This window comes from uncultured Allofournierella sp. (genome assembly GCA_944382705.1).
Taxonomy (GTDB): domain Bacteria; phylum Bacillota; class Clostridia; order Oscillospirales; family Ruminococcaceae; genus Allofournierella.
Window position 1 is genome coordinate 25070 of record CALWNE010000013.1, and the last position, 17744, is coordinate 42813.

Consider the following 17744-nt stretch of genomic DNA (forward strand, 5'->3'; position numbering starts at 1 on the left):
CAAGAAAGGAATGAATTTTCCATGAATCAAAAGGACTATATGCTCGGCCAGGCCAAGGCCATTCTGGCCATCGACAGCCCCAGTGGCTTTACCCAGGCAGCTGCGGACTATCTGATGGAGCAGTACCGTGCTCTGGGCTACCAGCCCACCCTTACCCGCAAGGGGGGCGTGTTTGTGCAGCTGTGTGAGGGCGACGGCACCCAGCCGGATAACGCCTTGCAGATGGAGGCACATCTGGACACTCTGGGTGCTATGGTGTGCCGCATCAAACCCAACGGCCGGCTGGCCCTTACCCCCCTGGGCGGCATGAACCCCAACAACGCCGAGGCCGAGAATGTGCGCATTTACACCTGCAGCGGCCAGGTGTACACCGGCACCTGCCAGCTGGCCGATGCCTCGGTTCATGTGAACGGCGAATACAGCAACACCAAGCGTGGCTGGGACACCATGGAGGTACTGATTGACGAGATGGTCAGCAACCGCCAGCAGGTGCAGGAGCTGGGCATTGGCAATGGGGATGTGGTCTGCTTTGACCCCCGTACCCAGGTAACCGAAAGCGGCTACATTAAAAGCCGTTTTCTGGACGATAAGCTCAGCGTGGCCATTCTGCTGGGCTATGCCCGCTGGCTGAAGGAGAGCGGTGTGCAGCCCCAGCGTGCCATTTACCATCATGTGACTGTATTCGAGGAGGTGGGCCATGGCGGTTCCGCCTCGGTGCCCCAGCAGGTGGGCGAGGTGCTCAGCGTGGATATGGGCTGTGTAGGCGAGGGGCTGGACTGCCAGGAGCACCAGGTTTCCATCTGTGCCAAGGACAGCGGCGGCCCCTACCACCGGCAGGTGGTGGACGGCCTGGTTCGGGCTGCACAAAAGGCAGGGGTGGACTACGCTGTGGATGTGTACCCCTTCTATGGTTCGGATGCGGAAGCGGCCCTGCGGGCAGGCTGGGATGTGAAGCACGGTCTGATTGGCCCGGGCGTGTATGCTTCCCACGGGTACGAGCGCAGCCATGTAAAGGGCATGATGGCCACTCTGGAGCTGCTGAAGGCATACACCGGCTAATTTTTGGGTTTTTGTAAAAATCCCTTGACAAACCGGGAAAAACATAGTAACTTGTAAAGCAAATCCAAACAATCGCTGTGATAGAGGCGCGGTGCGCATGAGTAGCGCATGGCATTTTGGGGCAGACCACCCCGCCATGTGTGAAAGGGAACACCGCCGAAGGGAAGTGCCCATGTCTGTGGGGCTTTGCCTGGGCCGTCGGAGAAAATCCGCCGGACTGTCACGAACCTCGTTTCGTGAAGCGCTATCAAAAACAGAATCGGTGCGGGCAGTTTTTGCCCTGCCCGGTGGCCCTGGGCCGTTGCGGCCAGCAGGGCACCATTCCGCTGTTTTTGCAGATAGCCGTCTTCCCAAACGGGAGGGCGGCTGTTTTTTTGCGGCAATACGCAGCGATGCAAAACAGGAAGGAAGGTATTGTAAGTGAGAGAAGAAATGAATCGGGCAGCCGGGCGGCGGCTGCCGGGGATGGCGGGTTTGCTGGCCCTTTGCACCGCCTTTTGTCTGCTGGTGGGCCTGACCCCGGCGGTTTATGCCCAGGATACCCTCAGCGACAATGTGCTCACCGTGGCCATGGAGTGTGCTTATGCCCCCTACAACTGGACCCAGCCCACCGATGCAAACGGTGCAGTGCCCATTAAGGACAGCAGCGATTACGCCAACGGCTATGATGTAATGATGGCCAAAAAGATTGCCCAGGAGCTGGGCATGGAGCTGGAGATTCAGCGGCTGGACTGGGATTCGCTGGTGCCTGCCGTGCAGAGCGGCACCGTGGACTGTGTGATTGCGGGCCAGTCCATTACCAGCGAACGGCTGGAGTCGGTGGATTTTACGGCACCGTATTTTTACGCATCCATCGTGGGCCTGACCCGGCAGGACAGCCCTTATGCTCAGGCCCAGGGCCTTTCTGAGCTGGAAGGCGCCACCGCCACCAGCCAGCTGGGCACCATCTGGTACGACGGCTGCCTGCCCCAGATTCCCCAGGGCAACATCCTTGCCGCCCAGGAGTCTGCACCTGCCATGCTGATGGCACTGGAAACCGGCCGAGTAAACCTGATTGTTACCGATATTCCCACCGCCAAGGCGGCTTTGAATGCCTACCACGATTTTGTGCTGCTGGACTTTACCGGCCAGGAAGATAACTTCCAGGTATCCAGCGAGGATGTGAACATCGGTATTTCGGTGCAGAAGGGCAACACCCAGCTGAAGGATGCCATCAACCAGGTGCTGAACACCATGACCGCCGAGGATTTTGAGGCCATGATGGACGAGGCCATCGCCATCCAGCCGATTTCGGACGGTCTGCCCCAGGGCTTTTTTGCCCAGATTGCCTACCTGCTGCAAAATTACGGGGACAGCTACCTGAAAGGTGCTGCCATTACCGTGGCCATTGCGGTGGTGTGTACCCTCATCGGCTGCATCATCGGCCTGGCCTGCGGCGTGGTACAGACCATTCCCATGGAGCAGGGGGACAGCGTTGTTAAAAAAGCCGTTCTGCTGCTGGTGCGTGGTTTGCTACGCATCTATGTGGAGGTGTTCCGTGGTACGCCCATGATTTTGCAGGCGGTGCTGATTTTTTACGGTGCGGCCTTTTTGTTTGGCATGAACCTGGATATGTGGAGTGCAGCGTTGATTATTGTTTCGGTCAACACCGGCGCTTACATGGCAGAGTCGGTGCGGGGCGGCATTCTTTCCATCCCTGTGGGCCAGACCGAGGGCGCAAAGGCCATTGGCATGAACCATCTGCAAACCATGCTGTATGTGGTACTGCCCCAGGCTCTGCGCAACATTATGCCTCAGGTGGGCAACAACCTGATCATCAACATCAAGGATACCTCGGTGCTGTTCATCATTGGTGTGGCCGAGCTGTTCAGCGTGCACAAGGGTGTGGTGGGTGCAACCTACGCCTACTTCCCCTCCGCTGTGATTGAGATGGGTATTTATCTGATTATGACACTGGTTTGCTCTGCGGTGCTGCGCTGGGCAGAACGCCGCATGGACGGTGAGTCCGAGTATGCACTGGTAAAGCAGACCGGCGGCCTGAACGCCCCCCGCCACACCGGCAAGGCACAGGCCAGCGGCAATCTGGATTTGAACAAGAAGGGGGAGTAACCGCATGCGCCAGCAAACCGATACCATTGTACAGGTAAGCCATCTGAGCAAAAAGTTTGGCACCCGTACCATTTTGAAGGATATTAACTTTACCGTTAAAAAGGGCGATGTAACCACCATCATCGGCCCTTCCGGCAGCGGCAAATCTACCCTGCTGCGTTGTTTGAACCTGCTGGAAACACCCAGCGGCGGCCAGGTGAGCTTCCACGGCCAGCCGGTGCAGCAGGGCCGCAGCCTTACCGAGTACCGCACCAAGGTGGGCATGGTGTTCCAGTCCTTTAACCTGTTCAGCAACATGACCGTGCTGCAAAACTGCATGATTGGGCAGGAAAAGGTGCTGGGCCGCAGCAAGGAGGAAGCCCATGCCAAGGCTCTGGCCTATCTGCAAAAGGTGGGTATGGCGGAGTATGTGAACGCAAAGCCCCGGCAGCTTTCCGGCGGTCAGCAGCAGCGTGTGGCCATTGCCCGTGCCCTGGCCATGGAGCCGGAACTGCTGCTGTTTGACGAACCCACCAGCGCACTAGACCCGGAGATGGTGGGCGAGGTGCTTTCGGTCATGCGGGACCTGGCCAACGAGGGTATGACCATGATTTTGGTAACCCACGAGATGGCCTTTGCCCGGGATGTGAGCAACCATGTAGTGTTTATGGCAGACGGCCTGATTTGCGAGGAGGGCACCTCCCAGCAGATTTTTGAAGCACCGCAAAACCAGCGAACCCAGGAATTTCTGGCCCGTTTCCGCAACGGGTAAGGCCAATAACAATACCCTCAAATCCTATAGCAACAAAACCCCTTCTGCTGCAATGACAGCAGGAGGGGTTTTTGCACAGGCAGCACCATACCCAGAAAATGCAGCAAAGTGGCACCGGCAAAAGAGTGCAGTCATAAAGGATTGCATCGGTTTGTAAGGCCCACCCGCTTACAGAACCCCCAAAAGCTGCCGGCAACGCTGAATCACAAAGCCATAGCCAGGTTGAGCAGGGCAAAAAGGGGAGAGTTTTTAACAGGGAAAGAGCTGTTGTGTGGGAAACTTGGCGGCCCTTGCGATTTGGGGCAGAATGGTCTATAATCAGAACCAATACGATTATAACAAAAGGAGCCTTTGCCCATGAAGCTTATTAGCTGGAATGTGAACGGCCTGCGGGCTGTGCTAAAAAAAGGATTTGCCGAAGCCTTTGCCCAGTTGGATGCAGACATTGTTAGTTTGCAGGAGACCAAATGCCAGCCCGGCCAGGCGGAGTTTGAGCCGGAGGGCTATACCCAGTATTTTTACAGTGCCGAAAAGAAGGGCTATTCCGGCACGGCCTGCTACTGCCGCCACCAGCCCCTGAGCGTGCAGTACGGCATTGGCAAGGAGGAGCACAGCCATGAGGGCCGGGCTATTACCCTGGAATACCCGGAGTTTTATCTGGTAAATGTATACACCCCCAACGCCCAGGACGGCCTGGCCCGCATTGACTACCGGATGCAGTGGGAGGATGACCTGCGCAGCTACCTGCTGGAACTGGACGCCAAAAAGCCGGTGATCTACTGCGGAGACCTGAATGTGGCCCATCAGGAGATTGACCTGAAAAACCCCAAAAGCAACCGGGGCAACGCCGGTTTTTCGGACCAGGAGCGGGGCAAGATGACCCAGCTGCTGGACAGCGGTTTTTGCGATACCTTCCGCACCCTCTACCCGGATGCAGTGGGAGCGTACAGCTGGTGGAGCTACCGGTTCAACGCCCGCAAAAACAATGCAGGGTGGCGCATTGACTATTTTATTGTGTCCCAGCGGCTGATGGATAAGGTGCAGGACAGCCTGATTTACCCGGCCATCGAGGGAAGTGACCACTGCCCGGTGGGCCTTGTTCTGGATTTGGAATTTTAAATCCGCCCCTTCGGGGCAAAAAATGCAGCCCCCAACGGCTTTGCCGTTGGGGGCTGCTGTGCTGTATGGGGTTAGTCCAGGCCGGTGGCGGTAAGCAGGGAGACATAGTCGCCCCCCAAAGCGTGCACCTCCTTGAGGGAGCGTTTTAAAAGCCCGGCTGTGCGCACCAGAAAGGCTGCGTTGGGGGCCAGCTCGATGGAATAACGGCCCTCGCTCATTAGCTGATGCAGCTGTTCTAGCTGGGTGAAGGGCTGCTCAAACCGTGTGGCAATGGTGCCGTACTGCACCGCCTGGTGGGTGTCGCTGCCAGCCACCACCGGCAGACCCAGCTCCTGGCCCAGCTGCTGGGTGAGAGCCTGGGTGCGCTGGGCATCCAGGGCCATGTCCTTGCCGTTCAGATCCAAAAAGTGCAGCCGCTCCAGCTGCTGGCGGGGCAGGGTGGGCAGCTGGCCCGGTGCCCGGTAGGGGTGGCCGGCACCAATGAGCACAGGATACTGTTCCAGCAAATCCAAAAGCTGGGCAAAGGGCAGAAAGTTCTGCCGCTCTTTATAGGGTTCCAGCCGCCGGTTCAGTTCCAGAATTGCTTCCAGAGGGCCAATGGATAAAATATGACCGCCTTCGGCCACATCGGTTTCCATGCCGGGCAGGATGTGCAGCCCGTTTTCCAGCACCAGGCAATCCCCCTGGCGGCTGCTGATGGAGGCAACAAAGGAATAGAGCTGGTCAAATTGCAGGGTGTTGAAATGCTCGGTGAGGCACAGACCGTCCAGCCCGGCCCGGCGGGCTTCCTCAAACAGCCAGCGGGTATAAACAACCGAAAAGGGCAGCTTTTTGGCAAGCTTGCCATGGGTATGAAAATCAATCAGCACAACATCACCTCATTTTAATTACACCAGGGTGCTTACCAGAATGACACTGCACACCCACAGGGCAGAAACGGCACAGAACAGCAAATCGTCCCAGCGGATGCGCAGACAGCTGAGTTTCAGCTGCCGTACTGCTTTATTTTCGCCTGCCTGCCGAAAGCCCCGCAGTTCCAGCGCTTCTACGGTGGTACGGGCCCGCTTGGCGGTGTTCAGCATCAGGGGATAAAAGGCCCATACAATCAGCTTAATCTGGTAAGCCAGATACTTTACCTTGCCCCAGAGGGTTGCATGGGAGGGGGGATTGCCCCGCAGCCGGAAGGACAGCAGCACATTCTGGAATTCCTGCATGAGCATGGGCAGCATCCGGTAGGCATAGGAGATGGAAAAGCTTAGCTGATCCGGGCAGCCAAACCACAGCAGGCCGCAGCTGAGACGGTCCGGGTCCAGGCCGGAAAATACCGTAATGGAAGCCAGCGAAACGGTGGCAATTTTAAGACTGAGCACCAGCAGGGGGCCAAGGGCTGTACCGTTGCCCCCAAAGAAAAGGGTGGTTAACAGCAGCAGCCCTGTTTGGGAAAACACACCAAGGCCAAACAAAAACAGCACAAGGCCAGCCACCCGGGCCATGAGGGTGGTAAGTGCCACCAGCAAAAAACAGCCCAGCAAAAAGAATACATCCTGTACAAACCAGGGCACCAGACCAAAAAACAGATACCACACCAGCAGCACCCGGGGATCCAGCCGGGCAATGAATGTATCGGTGTTGCCGTAGGCGTTTTTGAGCACCTGGGTGCGCAAAAATTCCATGGAAAACTTGTCTAAAATATTTTCCGAAAGTTTATTGAGCATGAGCTGCATCCTCCTGCACGCAGTTAATAAAATCTTCCACCGTATAGCACCGAAGCTCCGGGTTCAGCTGCTGGGCCAGACGGAAAATTTCCGGCGGCCGGATGCCCACCTGCTGGGCCAGCTGGACATTGCCGAAAATTTCCTCCCGGCTGCCGTCCGCCACCACCTGGCCCTGGCACAGCACAATGATTCGGTCCGCCCACTGGCAAACCAGCTCCATATCATGGGTGGCAATGATGGCGGTATGAAGGCTGTCCTTCAAATCCACCAGCAGGTTCAGCACCTCCCGGCGGGTGGCAATGTCCAGGTTGGCGGTGGGTTCGTCCAGCAACAGCACAGCCGGCTGCAAGGCCACGCCAATGGCCAGGCTGGCCCGGCGCATCTGTCCGCCGGAAAGCAGCCGGCCATCCCGGTGGGCCAGCGGTTCCAGGGCAAACCGGCGCAGAAGCTCCTGGCAGCGCTGGGGCCACTGCTCCACCTGGCGCACCTCCATGGCATAAGCGATGTCTGCCTGGATGGAATCTTTAATGAACATTTCCTCCGGGTTTTGGTACACAAGGGAGATGGTTTGGGCCAGTTCCTCCGGCTGCTTGCCCAGAATGCTCTCCCCCAGCAGGGAGATGTCGCCCTGGGTGGGGCGCTGAAGGCCCACCAGCAATTTGAGCAGGGTGGATTTGCCCGCACCGTTGGAGCCCACCAAGGCTACCCGCTGCCCTTCCAGAATGGAAAGATCCAGCCCCTGAAACAGGGCACGGGGTTTGCCCTGTACCGTGCTGTGGTGCAGGTGAATGTTTTGCAGCTGGATGGCAGGGGGTGCATCTGCCGCAATGCCGGCGGGGTTTTGCAAATTTTGAGGTGGAGCCAGCCGCAGATGGCCCAGTGCCTGCCGGGCCTGCTGGGGGGTGGTGGGCAGCTCTGCACCGGGATGCAGCAGCCCCCGCTGGACCAGCAGGTGGGCGGTCTGGGTGGTTTGAGGGGGCACAATGCTGCAGCGGCTCAGTTCCTCCACACGCTGGAGGGCCTGCTGGGTAGGCAGCTGCCACTGTACGGCGCCATCCCGCAAAAGCAGCACGCTTTGGCAGTAGTGGGCAATGTATTCGGTGTGGTGCTCAATCACCACAATGGTTTTGCCCAGTTCCCGGTTCAGGTACTGCAAAACCTCATAAATCTGGTCTGCATGGGCAGGGTCCAGCTGGGCAATGGGTTCATCCAAAATCAGAATATCCGGCCCCAGAGCAACAGCCCCGGCCAAAGCCAGCAGATGGGTCTGGCCGCCGGAGAGCTGCCATACATACTCCTGCTCCATACCGGACAGGCCGCACTGAGCCAGGGCCTGACGGCCCCGGTCAAGATAGTCTGCATGGGCGTAGTTCAGGCAGGCGTAGGAAGCATCGTCCAGAACGGTGGGGCGCACAATCTGGTTTTCAAAATCCTGGTACACATAGCCCACCTTCTGGGCCAGATGGCCCACGGTATGCTCCAGGGTGCAAATGCCCTGCACCAGAACCTGGCCTTCCAGCTGCCCGGCGATAAAATGGGGAATTAGCCCGTTGAGAAGTTTGCACAGGGTGGATTTGCCGCAGCCATTGTTGCCGATGATGGCCAAAAAATCCCCCTGCTTTACAGCAAAGCTCACATCCCGCAGGGTGGGGCGGTCCGCTCCGGGGTAGGTGAAGGTAACATGGGAAAGTTGAAGGGCATTCATAGCAAAAAACGATTCCTTTCTGTGTTTAGCAGGGGGTCTTGCTGCGGCGGCGCAGCACCAGCAGTACCGCAACGGCAAGGGCAGCGGCAAAGGTCATGCCCATGGCCAGGGCGGTGCCGCTTTCGGCCCAGCTGGCTTCCCAGCTAAATAGCTCCAGACCGGCGGTAGCGGCCAGTTCTGCGGCGCAGGCGGCGGCAAAGGTGGCCAGGCAGCCAACAACCAGCAGGGGGCTTACGCCGCCCATGCGCTGGGTGCGGGGCTGCATACCCAGCAGGGGTTCCATTTTGCCGTACAGGCGGGGCACCAGGTAAAGGGTGGGCAGCAGGCAGAACAGAATGCCGGAGAACAAAACATCGTTCAAAAAGGCAAAGCCCTCGGTAATATAAACGCTTTCCGGCAGGCCGGCAACGGCTTCAAAGTCCTCCACAGCCAGCTGCACCTTCAGGATGTCCACAATGGTGCCCATCAGCAGCTGCAGTGCGGTGCCGGTAAAGGCGGCAATGCCCACCGAAAGCTTGTTGCGGGGGTCCCGCACCATCCGGCCGGCCACATAAACGCCAATGGCCACCGTTGCAAACTTTTCCAGCTCGCCCAGCCCGCTGAACTGGCCCAGCATAATCTCGCTGAATACCAGCTCGCCGGTGGAAGCGCCCAGCGCTGCGCTCAGGGGGTCAAAGAGAATGGCCAGGGTAAGGGGGATGAACAAAAAGTACTCCACCGAAAATTCCACAAGGCCCACCTGAATTTTGGGGATGAGTTCGGTAAACAGGGTGGCAAGGCCGTACAGAGACATACTAAGCATAAAAATCATTCGTTTTTGGGCAGCAGTGGGCTGGCCGCAATGGGGGGTGTTCATGGTAATTCCTCCTGTCGATGAAATAAAAGGGATTGCGTTTAGTGTAGCAAAGGGGTTGTAAGGTTTGCTTGCAGTACAGCGTAAAAAGCTGGTTAAATTGCCAGCTGGTTTTTAAAGCAACTTGAGGCTCCAAATGCCCTGCCCCAAAAGAAATTGGCTTAATGCTGGCATTTGCTGCTTGTTTGCCCGGCTTGTTATCATGTAAAATAAATGCAAACTGCTTGCGGAACAGAAAGGAGCCCAATGGCAGATAAAAATTTTTGCAGAAGATTGAAGTAGATTGAAGCCCCTCCGTCGTTACATGAGAGAAAGAAACACAGAAGGGAGGTCGGGCGGTGTGACCCATGCACAATTTTCCACCTTGGTGGAGCAATATCAGCGGCTGGTGTACACCGTGTGCTACCAGCTGGTGCGGGACCATCAGCTGGCAGAAGACCTGACCCAGGAAACCTTTGTGTCTGCTTTTGCCCATATGGAAGATTGCCCGCCGGAAAGCTACCGGCCCTGGCTGGCCCGTATTGCCACCAACAAGGCAAAGGATCATTTAAAAAGTGCCTGGAACCGCAGGGTCACAGCACCTGGGGATGAAAAAATGCCTCAGGGTTCCACCGCTGCGGCCCTTACCTTTGAACCCGGCCCGGAGGATTTAACCGTGAGCAAGGCGGAGGCCCAGGCCATTGGCAAGTTGGTACGGCAGCTGAAGGAGCCCTATTTACAGGTTTCTGTGTTGTATTTCTTGGAGGAAAAAAGTGTGGATGAGATTTCCCAGGCGCTGCGCAGGCCGCCCAAAACGGTACATACCCAAATTTACCGGGCCAAAAGACTGTTGCAGCAACAAATCAAGGAAAGGGGTGTTTTGTGAATGCCGGAGCTGTTTTGCAACAATGGACATTTAACAGATGAGGGATTGCAGGCCCTGCTTGCCGGTACGCTGGACGAGCTGCAAAGGCTGGAAGCAGCAGAGCACCTGAGTTTTTGCGATGAGTGCCTGCTGCGGTATACCCAGCTGCTGGAAGAACCGCAGCTGATGGAGCCCTCCACACCCCAGGTTCTGCCGGTAATGCGCAGACTGCTTGGCAGGAAGGTGCGCACGCAGGTGCAGCGTTATGCGGCAGCGGTGGCAGCAGTGGCCATTACAGGGGCCTTCTGGTACAGCGGAGTATTTACCGGGGCGTTGGATACCTTGCAGAAAAGCAGCAATCCCCTGCCCCACACAAGCCAAAGCCAGCAGGTGCCAGACAAAAAGCCCGGCTGGCTGGAGCGGCTGGGGCCGCAGCACCACCCTGATACCCAGCAAAAACAAAACCGACAGCCGGATTTGCAAGGCTGGCTTGCACAGCTATTTGAACGAGACGATTCCATAAAGGAGTGATTTGATTATGCTTAAAAATCCATTGCTTACCCTGTTGTTTGCCTTTGTGCCCGGTGCGGGCCAGATGTATCAGGGTTACATGAAACGAGGCTTGAGCCAGGTGCTGGTGTTTGCCCTGATTATTATGGTGGGGGCGATGTTTATTACCCCCGTATTGGTGCTGTGCGGTGTGGCGTATATGTACAGCTTTTTTGATGCGCTGAATCTGCGTGCACAGATGAAAAACGGCATCTACCCGCCCGATGAGTTTTGCCTGGGCTTGGATCACTGGCAGGAAGGCCTTGAGCTGGCCCGGCGCAAGAACAAGCTGGTGGGCGGCGGTCTGGTGCTGGTGGGCGTTTATATGCTGTACGAAAATTTCATCAACCCCTGGGTATGGTACCTGAGCGACTGGTTTGGTTATGATAACCCTCTGGTAAACATTGTGCGCTCCCTGATTCAGGGGCTGCCCAATCTGGCGGTGGGCCTGGTGTTTGTGGCGGCAGGCGTGTGGCTTATTCGGGGCGGCAGCAGCAAGGACGAAAAGATTGGTGCAGACAAGGAGCCGGACTATATCCCCTACGACCCGGAACAGTAAAGGAGGGCAGATGTTATGATGCAGACGGAATCCATGGCCCAAGGCTCGCAAACACACAGGGCCCCGGAGGCTCCGGTGCGCCGGGTGGGCACCGTGACCATGGGCCTGGCCCTGGTACTGGGCGGCGCAGTGCTTGCGGCCAGCTACTGGGTGCCAGCCATTAATCTGGAGCTGGCGGCAAAACTCTGCCCGCTGCTGTTGGTGGCGCTGGGTATGGAAGTGCTGGTGGCATCCGCCAGCAAAACCAAGGCAAAACTCCGGTACGATATAATGAGTATGTTCCTGTGCTTTTTTCTGCTGTGCGGCAGCATGGGGGTAGGGTTGATTTATCAGTATCTGCGGTATCAGCAAGCCTATGGAACGGCACAGCAGGTGGGGTTAGAGCAGCAGGCCATGGAGATTCTGGTCAAGGAGCTGCCCCAGGACAGCCTGAAGGAATGCAAAGTCAATGTGTGGGCAAGCACGCCGCTGGACGGCACCCAGCCCACCCTGGAAAAGGCAGCGGATGTTACGGTGGACGCGGTTGGGCTGGCCCCGGTGAACAGCGCCCGAGAACTGGCCCAGCTGGCCCAGCAGATAAAACCGGCACTGGAACAGATTCACACAAGGCGGCTGTTTTTGAAAGCAGAAGGGCTGGATGAGCAGGGCCGTGAGGTCATGTACTCGCTGGATTGCAACAGCCAGGTGGAGCTGGGCCTGAGCCTGGAGGGCCTGACCCAGAAAGTACAGGTTGGCTACTGGCAGGATGGCGGCTGGTACAGCCAGCAGGAATTGGAGTCCATGGCACAGGAAGAACAGCAAGAACAAGCCCGCAACGAAGGTTACGAGGAAGGCTTTCGACAGGGATACGAGCAGGCCGTGGCGGAAAATGCCGATGCCCCCTGATGGAATGGTTTTTTAAAAGTGTTCCAGCCGGCTGAACTGCAGCGAGTTCCCGGATTTTAACGCCATATTACAACACAAAAAGCAGCCCCCTGCACCTTGGTGCAGGGGGCTGATTTTTGCAGGTTTGCGCAGGGAGCAAACCCTTGGGCAAAAGGGATTGGCAGAGGAACGCAAAGTTTGTTTGGGGCGGATAAGGGAATATTTTGCGAAAATTTGGTTGTGCTTTCCGGTCTGCCGTGCTAAACTGACTAGGAATCCTTCAAAAAATAGAACTATTTTTCCCTTTGGGGCTTTGGAGAGGTGGAACATGAAAAAGCTTTTGAACGGCTATTCAAAAGAGGAAAAAAGCTGGATGATGTATGACTGGGCCAACAGTGCCCATTCGGTGATTGTGGTTACAATCCTGCCGATTTTTTACAATACGGTGGTGGGCTACATGGCGGATGCTGCTTCTGGCATGAGCACCTGGGGCTATGCCACCAGTGCGGCCATGGGCATTGTGGCCTTGCTGGCCCCGGTGCTGGGTGTTTTGGGCGATTTTAAAGGAATGCGCAAAAAGCTGTTTACAGCCTTTATGCTGGTGGGCGTGGTATCCTGCGGGTTGCTGGCTGCTGCCCCCATGATGGACTTTGTTACCCCCGGCACAGCGGAGCGGGTGGGTATGGCAGTGCTTGTGCTGTACATCCTATCCACCATTGGCTTTGCGGGAGCAAACCTTTACTACGACAGTTTTTTGAGCGATGTTACCAGTGAGGACCGGATGGACAAGGTATCCACCATGGGGTACGGCATGGGCTACATTGGCGGCTCTACCATTCCGCTGCTGGTGTTTTTGATTTTGAATCTGGTGCTGGGCAGCGATAAAATCCTGTTTTGTTTGTCCTTCGCTTTTGGCATGACCGCCGTGTGGTGGCTTGTGTTCAGCCTTCCCATGCTGAAAAATGTCCAGCAGAAAAGCTACACCGAGGCGCCAAAGGGTGCTGTGCGCCGGGCGGTGCTGGGCCTTGGAGGTACGATAAAGGAAATCGTTCGGCACAAGGCCATGCTGGTGTATCTGCTGGCATACTTCTTTTACATCGATGGGGTGAACACCATCATTCACATGGCCACCAGCTACGGCGATACCCTGGGTCTGGACTCCACCAGCATGATGCTGGCGCTGCTGCTGGTGCAGGTGCTGGGCCTGCCCTTCTGCCTGCTGTACATCAAGGCCAGCGAGCGGTTTGGGGCCTGGCGCATGGTGGGTGTGGCCATCTGCATTTACATGGGCGTAACGGTGTATGCCTTCTTTTTAAGAGAAGTTTGGCAGTTTTGGGTGATGGCGGTTTTGGTGGCCACCAGCCAGGGCGGTATCCAGGCATTGAGCCGCAGCATGTTTGGCAAGATGATTCCCGATAAAAAGCGCAGCGGCGAGTTTTTTGGCTTCTATGATATTTTTGGCAAGTTCAGTGCCATCATGGGCCCGGCGCTGGTGGGCGTAAGCAGCTCGGTTGCGGCCAATGTAAAGCTGGCCCAGATGGGCTTAACCCGCAGCCAGGCAGAGCCGGAGGTGCTTAAAATGGTGGACAGCGCTGCCGCACCCTGGGGAATTCTGAGCCTGCTGCTCATCTTTTTTGTGGGTGCCGGTCTTTACTTTTTTGTATTGCCCCGGTGCATCAATAAGCAGCAGCAGACTGCCTGTGGACAGAATGTTTGAAAAAAGAACTCGAAAAGTGTAAAATAAGGGCGGGCAGAGGGGATAACAGCACTCTGCCCGCCCTTTGCAATTAACAGAAATTAGGATAACTTATGTGAGAGAGGTGAGTGTATGCCCGAAGGGTATACCCATGTGCGCACCGCCCGGCAGGCGGCCCAGCTGGCCGAAATCATGGTGCCGGACAGGGAGGCCTTTGCCTGTGGAGCCAACGGACCGGATGTTTTGTTTTGCTACCGGGTATGGCGCAAGGCGGCCAAGCGGGGCGAAAATCTGCCCCTTTTGGGGGACAGGCTTCACGATGAAAATACCGGAGTGTTTTTGCAGAGCCTGATTGAACAGGCCAAGACCCCCCAGGAGCGCAGCTATGTGCTGGGCTTTTTGTGCCATTATGCCACCGACTGCGTGGTGCATCCTTATGTGGTGGCCATTACCCGGCCGGGCCAGCTGTACGGCATGGCGGGGGGGCATGGCTACTTTGAAATTGCGCTGGACAGCGTGCTCCACAAACGGGATACCGGCAAGGGGAGCGTTCCGGTGCAGGACACCACCCCCCTTATGAGCCGTAAGAGCTGTACCCAGGCGGCAGCACTGCTGCAAACGGCGCTGCAAAAGACCTTGGGCCAGCAGGTGAGCCTTGCAGCCTTGCAGGATACCTTTGCCCACACCCGCTTGATGCGCAGCTTGTTTGTGAGCCGACTGCGGCTGAAATACGGGCTGTTCTGGCTGGTGGAGCCGCTGTTTGGCGGCAGAGGTTTCATCACCGGCCATGTAACTCCGGCCCACCTGCGGGGCGGAGATGAGGGCCAGGGTTTGCCCCAGGTATGGAAAAACCCCTTTACCCATCAGCAGCAGACCGAAACGGTGTGGCAGCTGCTGGAGCAGGCTGCCCACCGCAGCGCCCAGTGCATGAAGGCGGCCCAGCAGGTGTGGGACGGCAACCAGAGCATGGAGCAGGCTATGGAGTGCATTGGCTCCAACAGTTACCTGTCCGGCCTGCCGGATGAGCGCAGCGCTCCCGCCCAGCAGGGATAAAAGCCATAGCCGGAGAGTTTGGCATAACAAAAAGAGACAGGCTTTTTGCCCTGCTTGCCCATAACAAAGCGAAACGCCCCTGCACAAAGTGCAGGGGCGTTTGTGATAAATCGGCTAAAAAAAGGCCCGCTTGTGCAAAAGGCAGAAGCGGGCCTTTGCACAGAGCGGGGCAGGGGTCAGCCTTGATGCAGCCGATAGCCGGCTTTTTCCACCGCCTGGGCCATGCTTTGAGGGGATACCTCGCCCTCTGCCTTGAGCCAGCCGGTGCCGGTTTTTGCATCGCAGTGTACCAGGTTTACGCCGGGCAGGGCTGCCAGAGCCTGTTCCACGGCTTTGGCGCACCGTTCGCACTGTAACCCCTCCACCCGAAAGGTGTGGGTGGCCTGGGCCTGCTGCTGGGAGGAAATGCCGCAGGCACCGGCGCTGCTGCATCCTGCACAGCCGCCGCAGCAACCTTTTTTGCCGCCCAAGCGGCCGGTCATGAAAGCCAGAGCCAGAACCAGCAGCAGGGCCAGAACGGCAATTACAACAAAATCCGCAGGGGACATAAAAAATCTACCTTCTTTCTTGAAAAAAGGCATCCGGTAGCCCAGGGGGCTGCCGGATGCCGGAGCACCAGGCCAGCTGGCCGGGTGAACTATTAAAATTGTTTAGCGAGCAGACTCCACAGCGGTTTTAGAAACCGAGCTGCTGGCCTTGTTGGGGTCTGGCCGGAACAGCTGGAACAGCATGCCTGCCAGCACCGCCAGGGCCACCACAGTCCAGAAATTAAAGGATACGGCACCGCTTACCAGGCCGCCCAGTTGGAAAACCATCAGGGCAACGGCATAAGCAAATACATTCTGGTAGATGATGGCGAACCAGAACCACTTGCGGTCCTGCATCTCCTTGGCCATGGTGGCAATGGCCGCCAGGCAGGGGCTGTTGAGCAGGTTAAATACCAGGAAGGAAGCCGCAGCAGCAATGGAGGGGAACCAGGAGTGGATGGCACCGGCCACCACGCTGGTTTCTTCGGCCAGGTCCTCAGATACATTGGCCAGCACAGCCATGGTGGTAACAATGGCTTCCTTTGCGGTGAATCCGGAAATCGATGCGGCCACAGGCTGCCACTCGCCAAAGCCCAGGGGAGCAAACAAAAAGGCGATGAGGCCGCCCAGAAGGGCCATGAAGGAGTTCTGAGTTTCCTCCACCAGCCCAAAGGTGCCGTTTTCCAAGCCGTAGCTGGACAAAAACCACATGATGGCACAGGCCACAAACAGAACGGTACCTGCCTTAATCAGGTAGCCCTTCAGCCGATCCCATACATGCATCAGAACGGTTTTTGCAGAGGGCATATGGTAGGCAGGCAGCTCCATAACAAAGGGAGCGGGCTTGCCGGAAAAGGGCTTGGTTTTTTTGAGCATGATGGCGGAAAGCAGCACCGCAGCCACGCCCACCACATACATGATGGGGGCCAGGTTGGCGGCCAGCAGCTTGCTGCCGGTGGCGTATTCCACCATGACGGCGCTCAGCAGAGCAATCACGGGCAGCTTTGCACCACAGGGCACAAAGGTAGCGGTCATGATGGTGAGGCGGCGGTCACTTTCCTGCTCGATGGTTTTGGAAGCCATGATGCCGGGCACGCCGCAGCCGGAGGAAATCAGCAGGGGAATGAAGCTTTTGCCGGACAGGCCAAAGTGGCGGAAAATGCGGTCCATCACAAAGGCGATGCGCACCATGTAGCCGCAGTCCTCCAGAAAGCTCAGGAACAAAAACAGAATGGCCATCTGGGGAACAAAGCCCAGCACGGCACCCACACCGCCAATAATACCATTGCAAACCAGGTCGATAAGAACCTCGCTTACACCTGCCGAGGCAAACAGGCCAGCCACTGCCTCCTGCACCGAAACTACCAGAACATCGTTGGTCCAGTCGGTGACCCAGGTGCCTACGGTGGAAACGGCAATAAAGTATACCGCCCACATGATGGCAAAAAAGATGGGCAGGCCCAGCACACGGTTGGTAACAATCTGGTCGATGCGGTCGGACAAGGTGCGCTCATTCTGATGGCGTTTTACCACGGCGGCCACCAGCTGCTGGATGTACTGATACCGTTGGTCGGTTACCACGGCATCTGCGTCGTCCTCAAACTGTGCTTCCACCGCCTTGGTAGAGGCCAGGAAGGGATTGGAGTCCTTGGCAAAACCCAGCTGCTCCAGCACCTTGCTGTCCTGCTCCAGCAGCTTAATGGCATACCACCGCTGCTGCTGAGCGGGCACCGAGCTGGGCAGCTGGCTGGTAATCTGACCCAGTACCTGCTCCAAAGCCTGGTCAAAGATGGGGGCGGGCTTGGGGGCCTTGCGTTTTGCGGTTTGGATGGCCTGGTTTACGGCCTCCACCAGGCCGGTGCCCTTGAGGGCGCTGGTTTCCACAATGGGGCAGCCCAGCCGGGCGGAAAGGCCCGGAATATCGATGGTGGTTTTGCTTTTGCGCAGCAAATCGCACATATTCAGAGCAATCACCACCGGAATGCCGGTTTCAATCAGCTGGGTGGTAAGGTAGAGGTTGCGCTCGATGTTGGTGGCGTCCACCAGGTTCAAAATTACATCGGGGTGCTCCTGCAGAATGTAGTCACGGGTAACGACTTCCTCCAGCGTATAGGGAGAAAGGGAGTACACGCCGGGCAGGTCGGTGATGTTGGCGTCCTCCAGGTAGGTATCGCTTTTAAGCTTGCCGGTCTTTTTTTCCACCGTAACGCCCGGCCAGTTGCCAACATACTGGTTGGAGCCGGTGAGGGCATTGAACATGGTGGTTTTGCCGCAGTTTGGGTTGCCGGCCAAAGCAATGGTAATGGTAGTGGCCATGTTGATTCCTCCAAAAAATAATGTG

17 protein-coding genes and 1 riboswitch are annotated in these 17744 nt (G+C 57.1%); of the genes, 10 read left to right on the top strand and 7 right to left on the bottom strand.

What is annotated here, in order from left to right; genetic code table 11:
- Positions 1-21: 21 nt before the first annotated feature.
- From ACH2EM_RS01810 to ACH2EM_RS01825, 4 genes are all read left to right on the top strand, one after another.
- A complete protein-coding gene (locus tag ACH2EM_RS01810; RefSeq protein WP_395150344.1) occupies positions 22-1059 on the top strand; it encodes a M42 family metallopeptidase in 1038 nt (345 codons plus the stop codon).
- Between the two features lie 73 nt (positions 1060-1132).
- Positions 1133-1314: riboswitch (Lysine riboswitch) on the top strand.
- A gap of 165 nt (positions 1315-1479) precedes the next feature.
- Positions 1480-3168 carry an ABC transporter substrate-binding protein/permease gene (locus ACH2EM_RS01815; protein ID WP_395150345.1) on the top strand — a complete coding sequence of 563 codons (1689 nt, stop codon included), beginning with the start codon at positions 1480-1482 and terminating at the stop codon, positions 3166-3168.
- A gap of 4 nt (positions 3169-3172) precedes the next feature.
- Positions 3173-3919, top strand: coding sequence for an amino acid ABC transporter ATP-binding protein (locus ACH2EM_RS01820; protein WP_395150346.1), 747 nt, complete (start codon positions 3173-3175; stop codon positions 3917-3919).
- A 357-nt stretch (positions 3920-4276) separates the two neighbouring features.
- Positions 4277-5038 (top strand): exodeoxyribonuclease III, encoded by a 762-nt coding sequence (locus tag ACH2EM_RS01825; RefSeq protein ID WP_395150347.1) that lies wholly within the window; start codon positions 4277-4279, stop codon positions 5036-5038.
- Positions 5039-5109: 71 nt separating this feature from the next.
- Here ACH2EM_RS01825 and ACH2EM_RS01830 read toward each other — a convergent pair whose 3' ends face one another.
- Genes ACH2EM_RS01830 through ACH2EM_RS01850 form a run of 5 tightly spaced genes read right to left on the bottom strand, consistent with a single transcriptional unit; the run spans position 5110 to position 9660 of the window.
- Positions 5110-5907 carry a PHP-associated domain-containing protein gene (locus ACH2EM_RS01830; protein WP_395150348.1) on the bottom strand — a complete coding sequence of 266 codons (798 nt, stop codon included), beginning with the start codon at positions 5905-5907 and terminating at the stop codon, positions 5110-5112.
- Positions 5908-5925: 18 nt separating this feature from the next.
- Complete coding sequence (locus tag ACH2EM_RS01835) at positions 5926-6753, bottom strand: energy-coupling factor transporter transmembrane component T family protein (RefSeq protein ID WP_395150349.1); 828 nt, start codon at positions 6751-6753, stop codon at positions 5926-5928.
- Positions 6743-8458: an ABC transporter ATP-binding protein gene (locus tag ACH2EM_RS01840; RefSeq protein ID WP_395150350.1), complete on the bottom strand. Its 1716-nt coding sequence runs from the start codon at positions 8456-8458 to the stop codon at positions 6743-6745. Before ACH2EM_RS01840 ends, ACH2EM_RS01835 begins: the two co-directional genes overlap by 11 nt.
- 25 nt (positions 8459-8483) lie before the next feature.
- A complete protein-coding gene (locus ACH2EM_RS01845; RefSeq protein ID WP_395150351.1) occupies positions 8484-9314 on the bottom strand; it encodes a cell division protein FtsQ in 831 nt (276 codons plus the stop codon).
- Entirely contained in the window at positions 9253-9660 is a 408-nt protein-coding gene (locus tag ACH2EM_RS01850) for a hypothetical protein (RefSeq protein WP_395150352.1), read from the bottom strand. The genes ACH2EM_RS01845 and ACH2EM_RS01850 overlap by 62 nt, the downstream gene beginning before the upstream one ends.
- Here ACH2EM_RS01850 and ACH2EM_RS01855 point away from each other — a divergent pair.
- The 6 genes from ACH2EM_RS01855 to ACH2EM_RS01880 all read left to right on the top strand — a co-directional run bounded on the left by ACH2EM_RS01855 (position 9652) and on the right by ACH2EM_RS01880 (position 14876).
- The gene (locus ACH2EM_RS01855) at positions 9652-10176 is read left to right on the top strand and encodes an RNA polymerase sigma factor (protein ID WP_395150353.1); all 525 of its coding nucleotides are present in this window, start codon (positions 9652-9654) and stop codon (positions 10174-10176) included. The genes ACH2EM_RS01850 and ACH2EM_RS01855 overlap by 9 nt on opposite strands.
- Positions 10177-10686 (top strand): hypothetical protein, encoded by a 510-nt coding sequence (locus tag ACH2EM_RS01860; protein WP_395150354.1) that lies wholly within the window; start codon positions 10177-10179, stop codon positions 10684-10686.
- Positions 10687-10693: 7 nt separating this feature from the next.
- Positions 10694-11263 (top strand): hypothetical protein, encoded by a 570-nt coding sequence (locus ACH2EM_RS01865; RefSeq protein WP_395150355.1) that lies wholly within the window; start codon positions 10694-10696, stop codon positions 11261-11263.
- Between the two features lie 15 nt (positions 11264-11278).
- Positions 11279-12148, top strand: coding sequence for a hypothetical protein (locus ACH2EM_RS01870; RefSeq protein ID WP_395150356.1), 870 nt, complete (start codon positions 11279-11281; stop codon positions 12146-12148).
- A 307-nt stretch (positions 12149-12455) separates the two neighbouring features.
- Positions 12456-13844, top strand: coding sequence for an MFS transporter (locus ACH2EM_RS01875; RefSeq protein ID WP_395150357.1), 1389 nt, complete (start codon positions 12456-12458; stop codon positions 13842-13844).
- Between the two features lie 111 nt (positions 13845-13955).
- On the top strand, positions 13956-14876 hold the full coding sequence (locus ACH2EM_RS01880) for a zinc dependent phospholipase C family protein (protein WP_395150358.1): 921 nt from the start codon (positions 13956-13958) through the stop codon (positions 14874-14876).
- 176 nt (positions 14877-15052) lie between these two features.
- Here ACH2EM_RS01880 and ACH2EM_RS01885 read toward each other — a convergent pair whose 3' ends face one another.
- Together ACH2EM_RS01885 and feoB are read right to left on the bottom strand one after the other, a co-directional pair.
- Complete coding sequence (locus ACH2EM_RS01885) at positions 15053-15424, bottom strand: heavy-metal-associated domain-containing protein (protein ID WP_395150359.1); 372 nt, start codon at positions 15422-15424, stop codon at positions 15053-15055.
- A gap of 102 nt (positions 15425-15526) precedes the next feature.
- Positions 15527-17719: a ferrous iron transport protein B gene (gene feoB, locus ACH2EM_RS01890; protein ID WP_395150360.1), complete on the bottom strand. Its 2193-nt coding sequence runs from the start codon at positions 17717-17719 to the stop codon at positions 15527-15529.
- Positions 17720-17744: the final 25 nt, after the last annotated feature.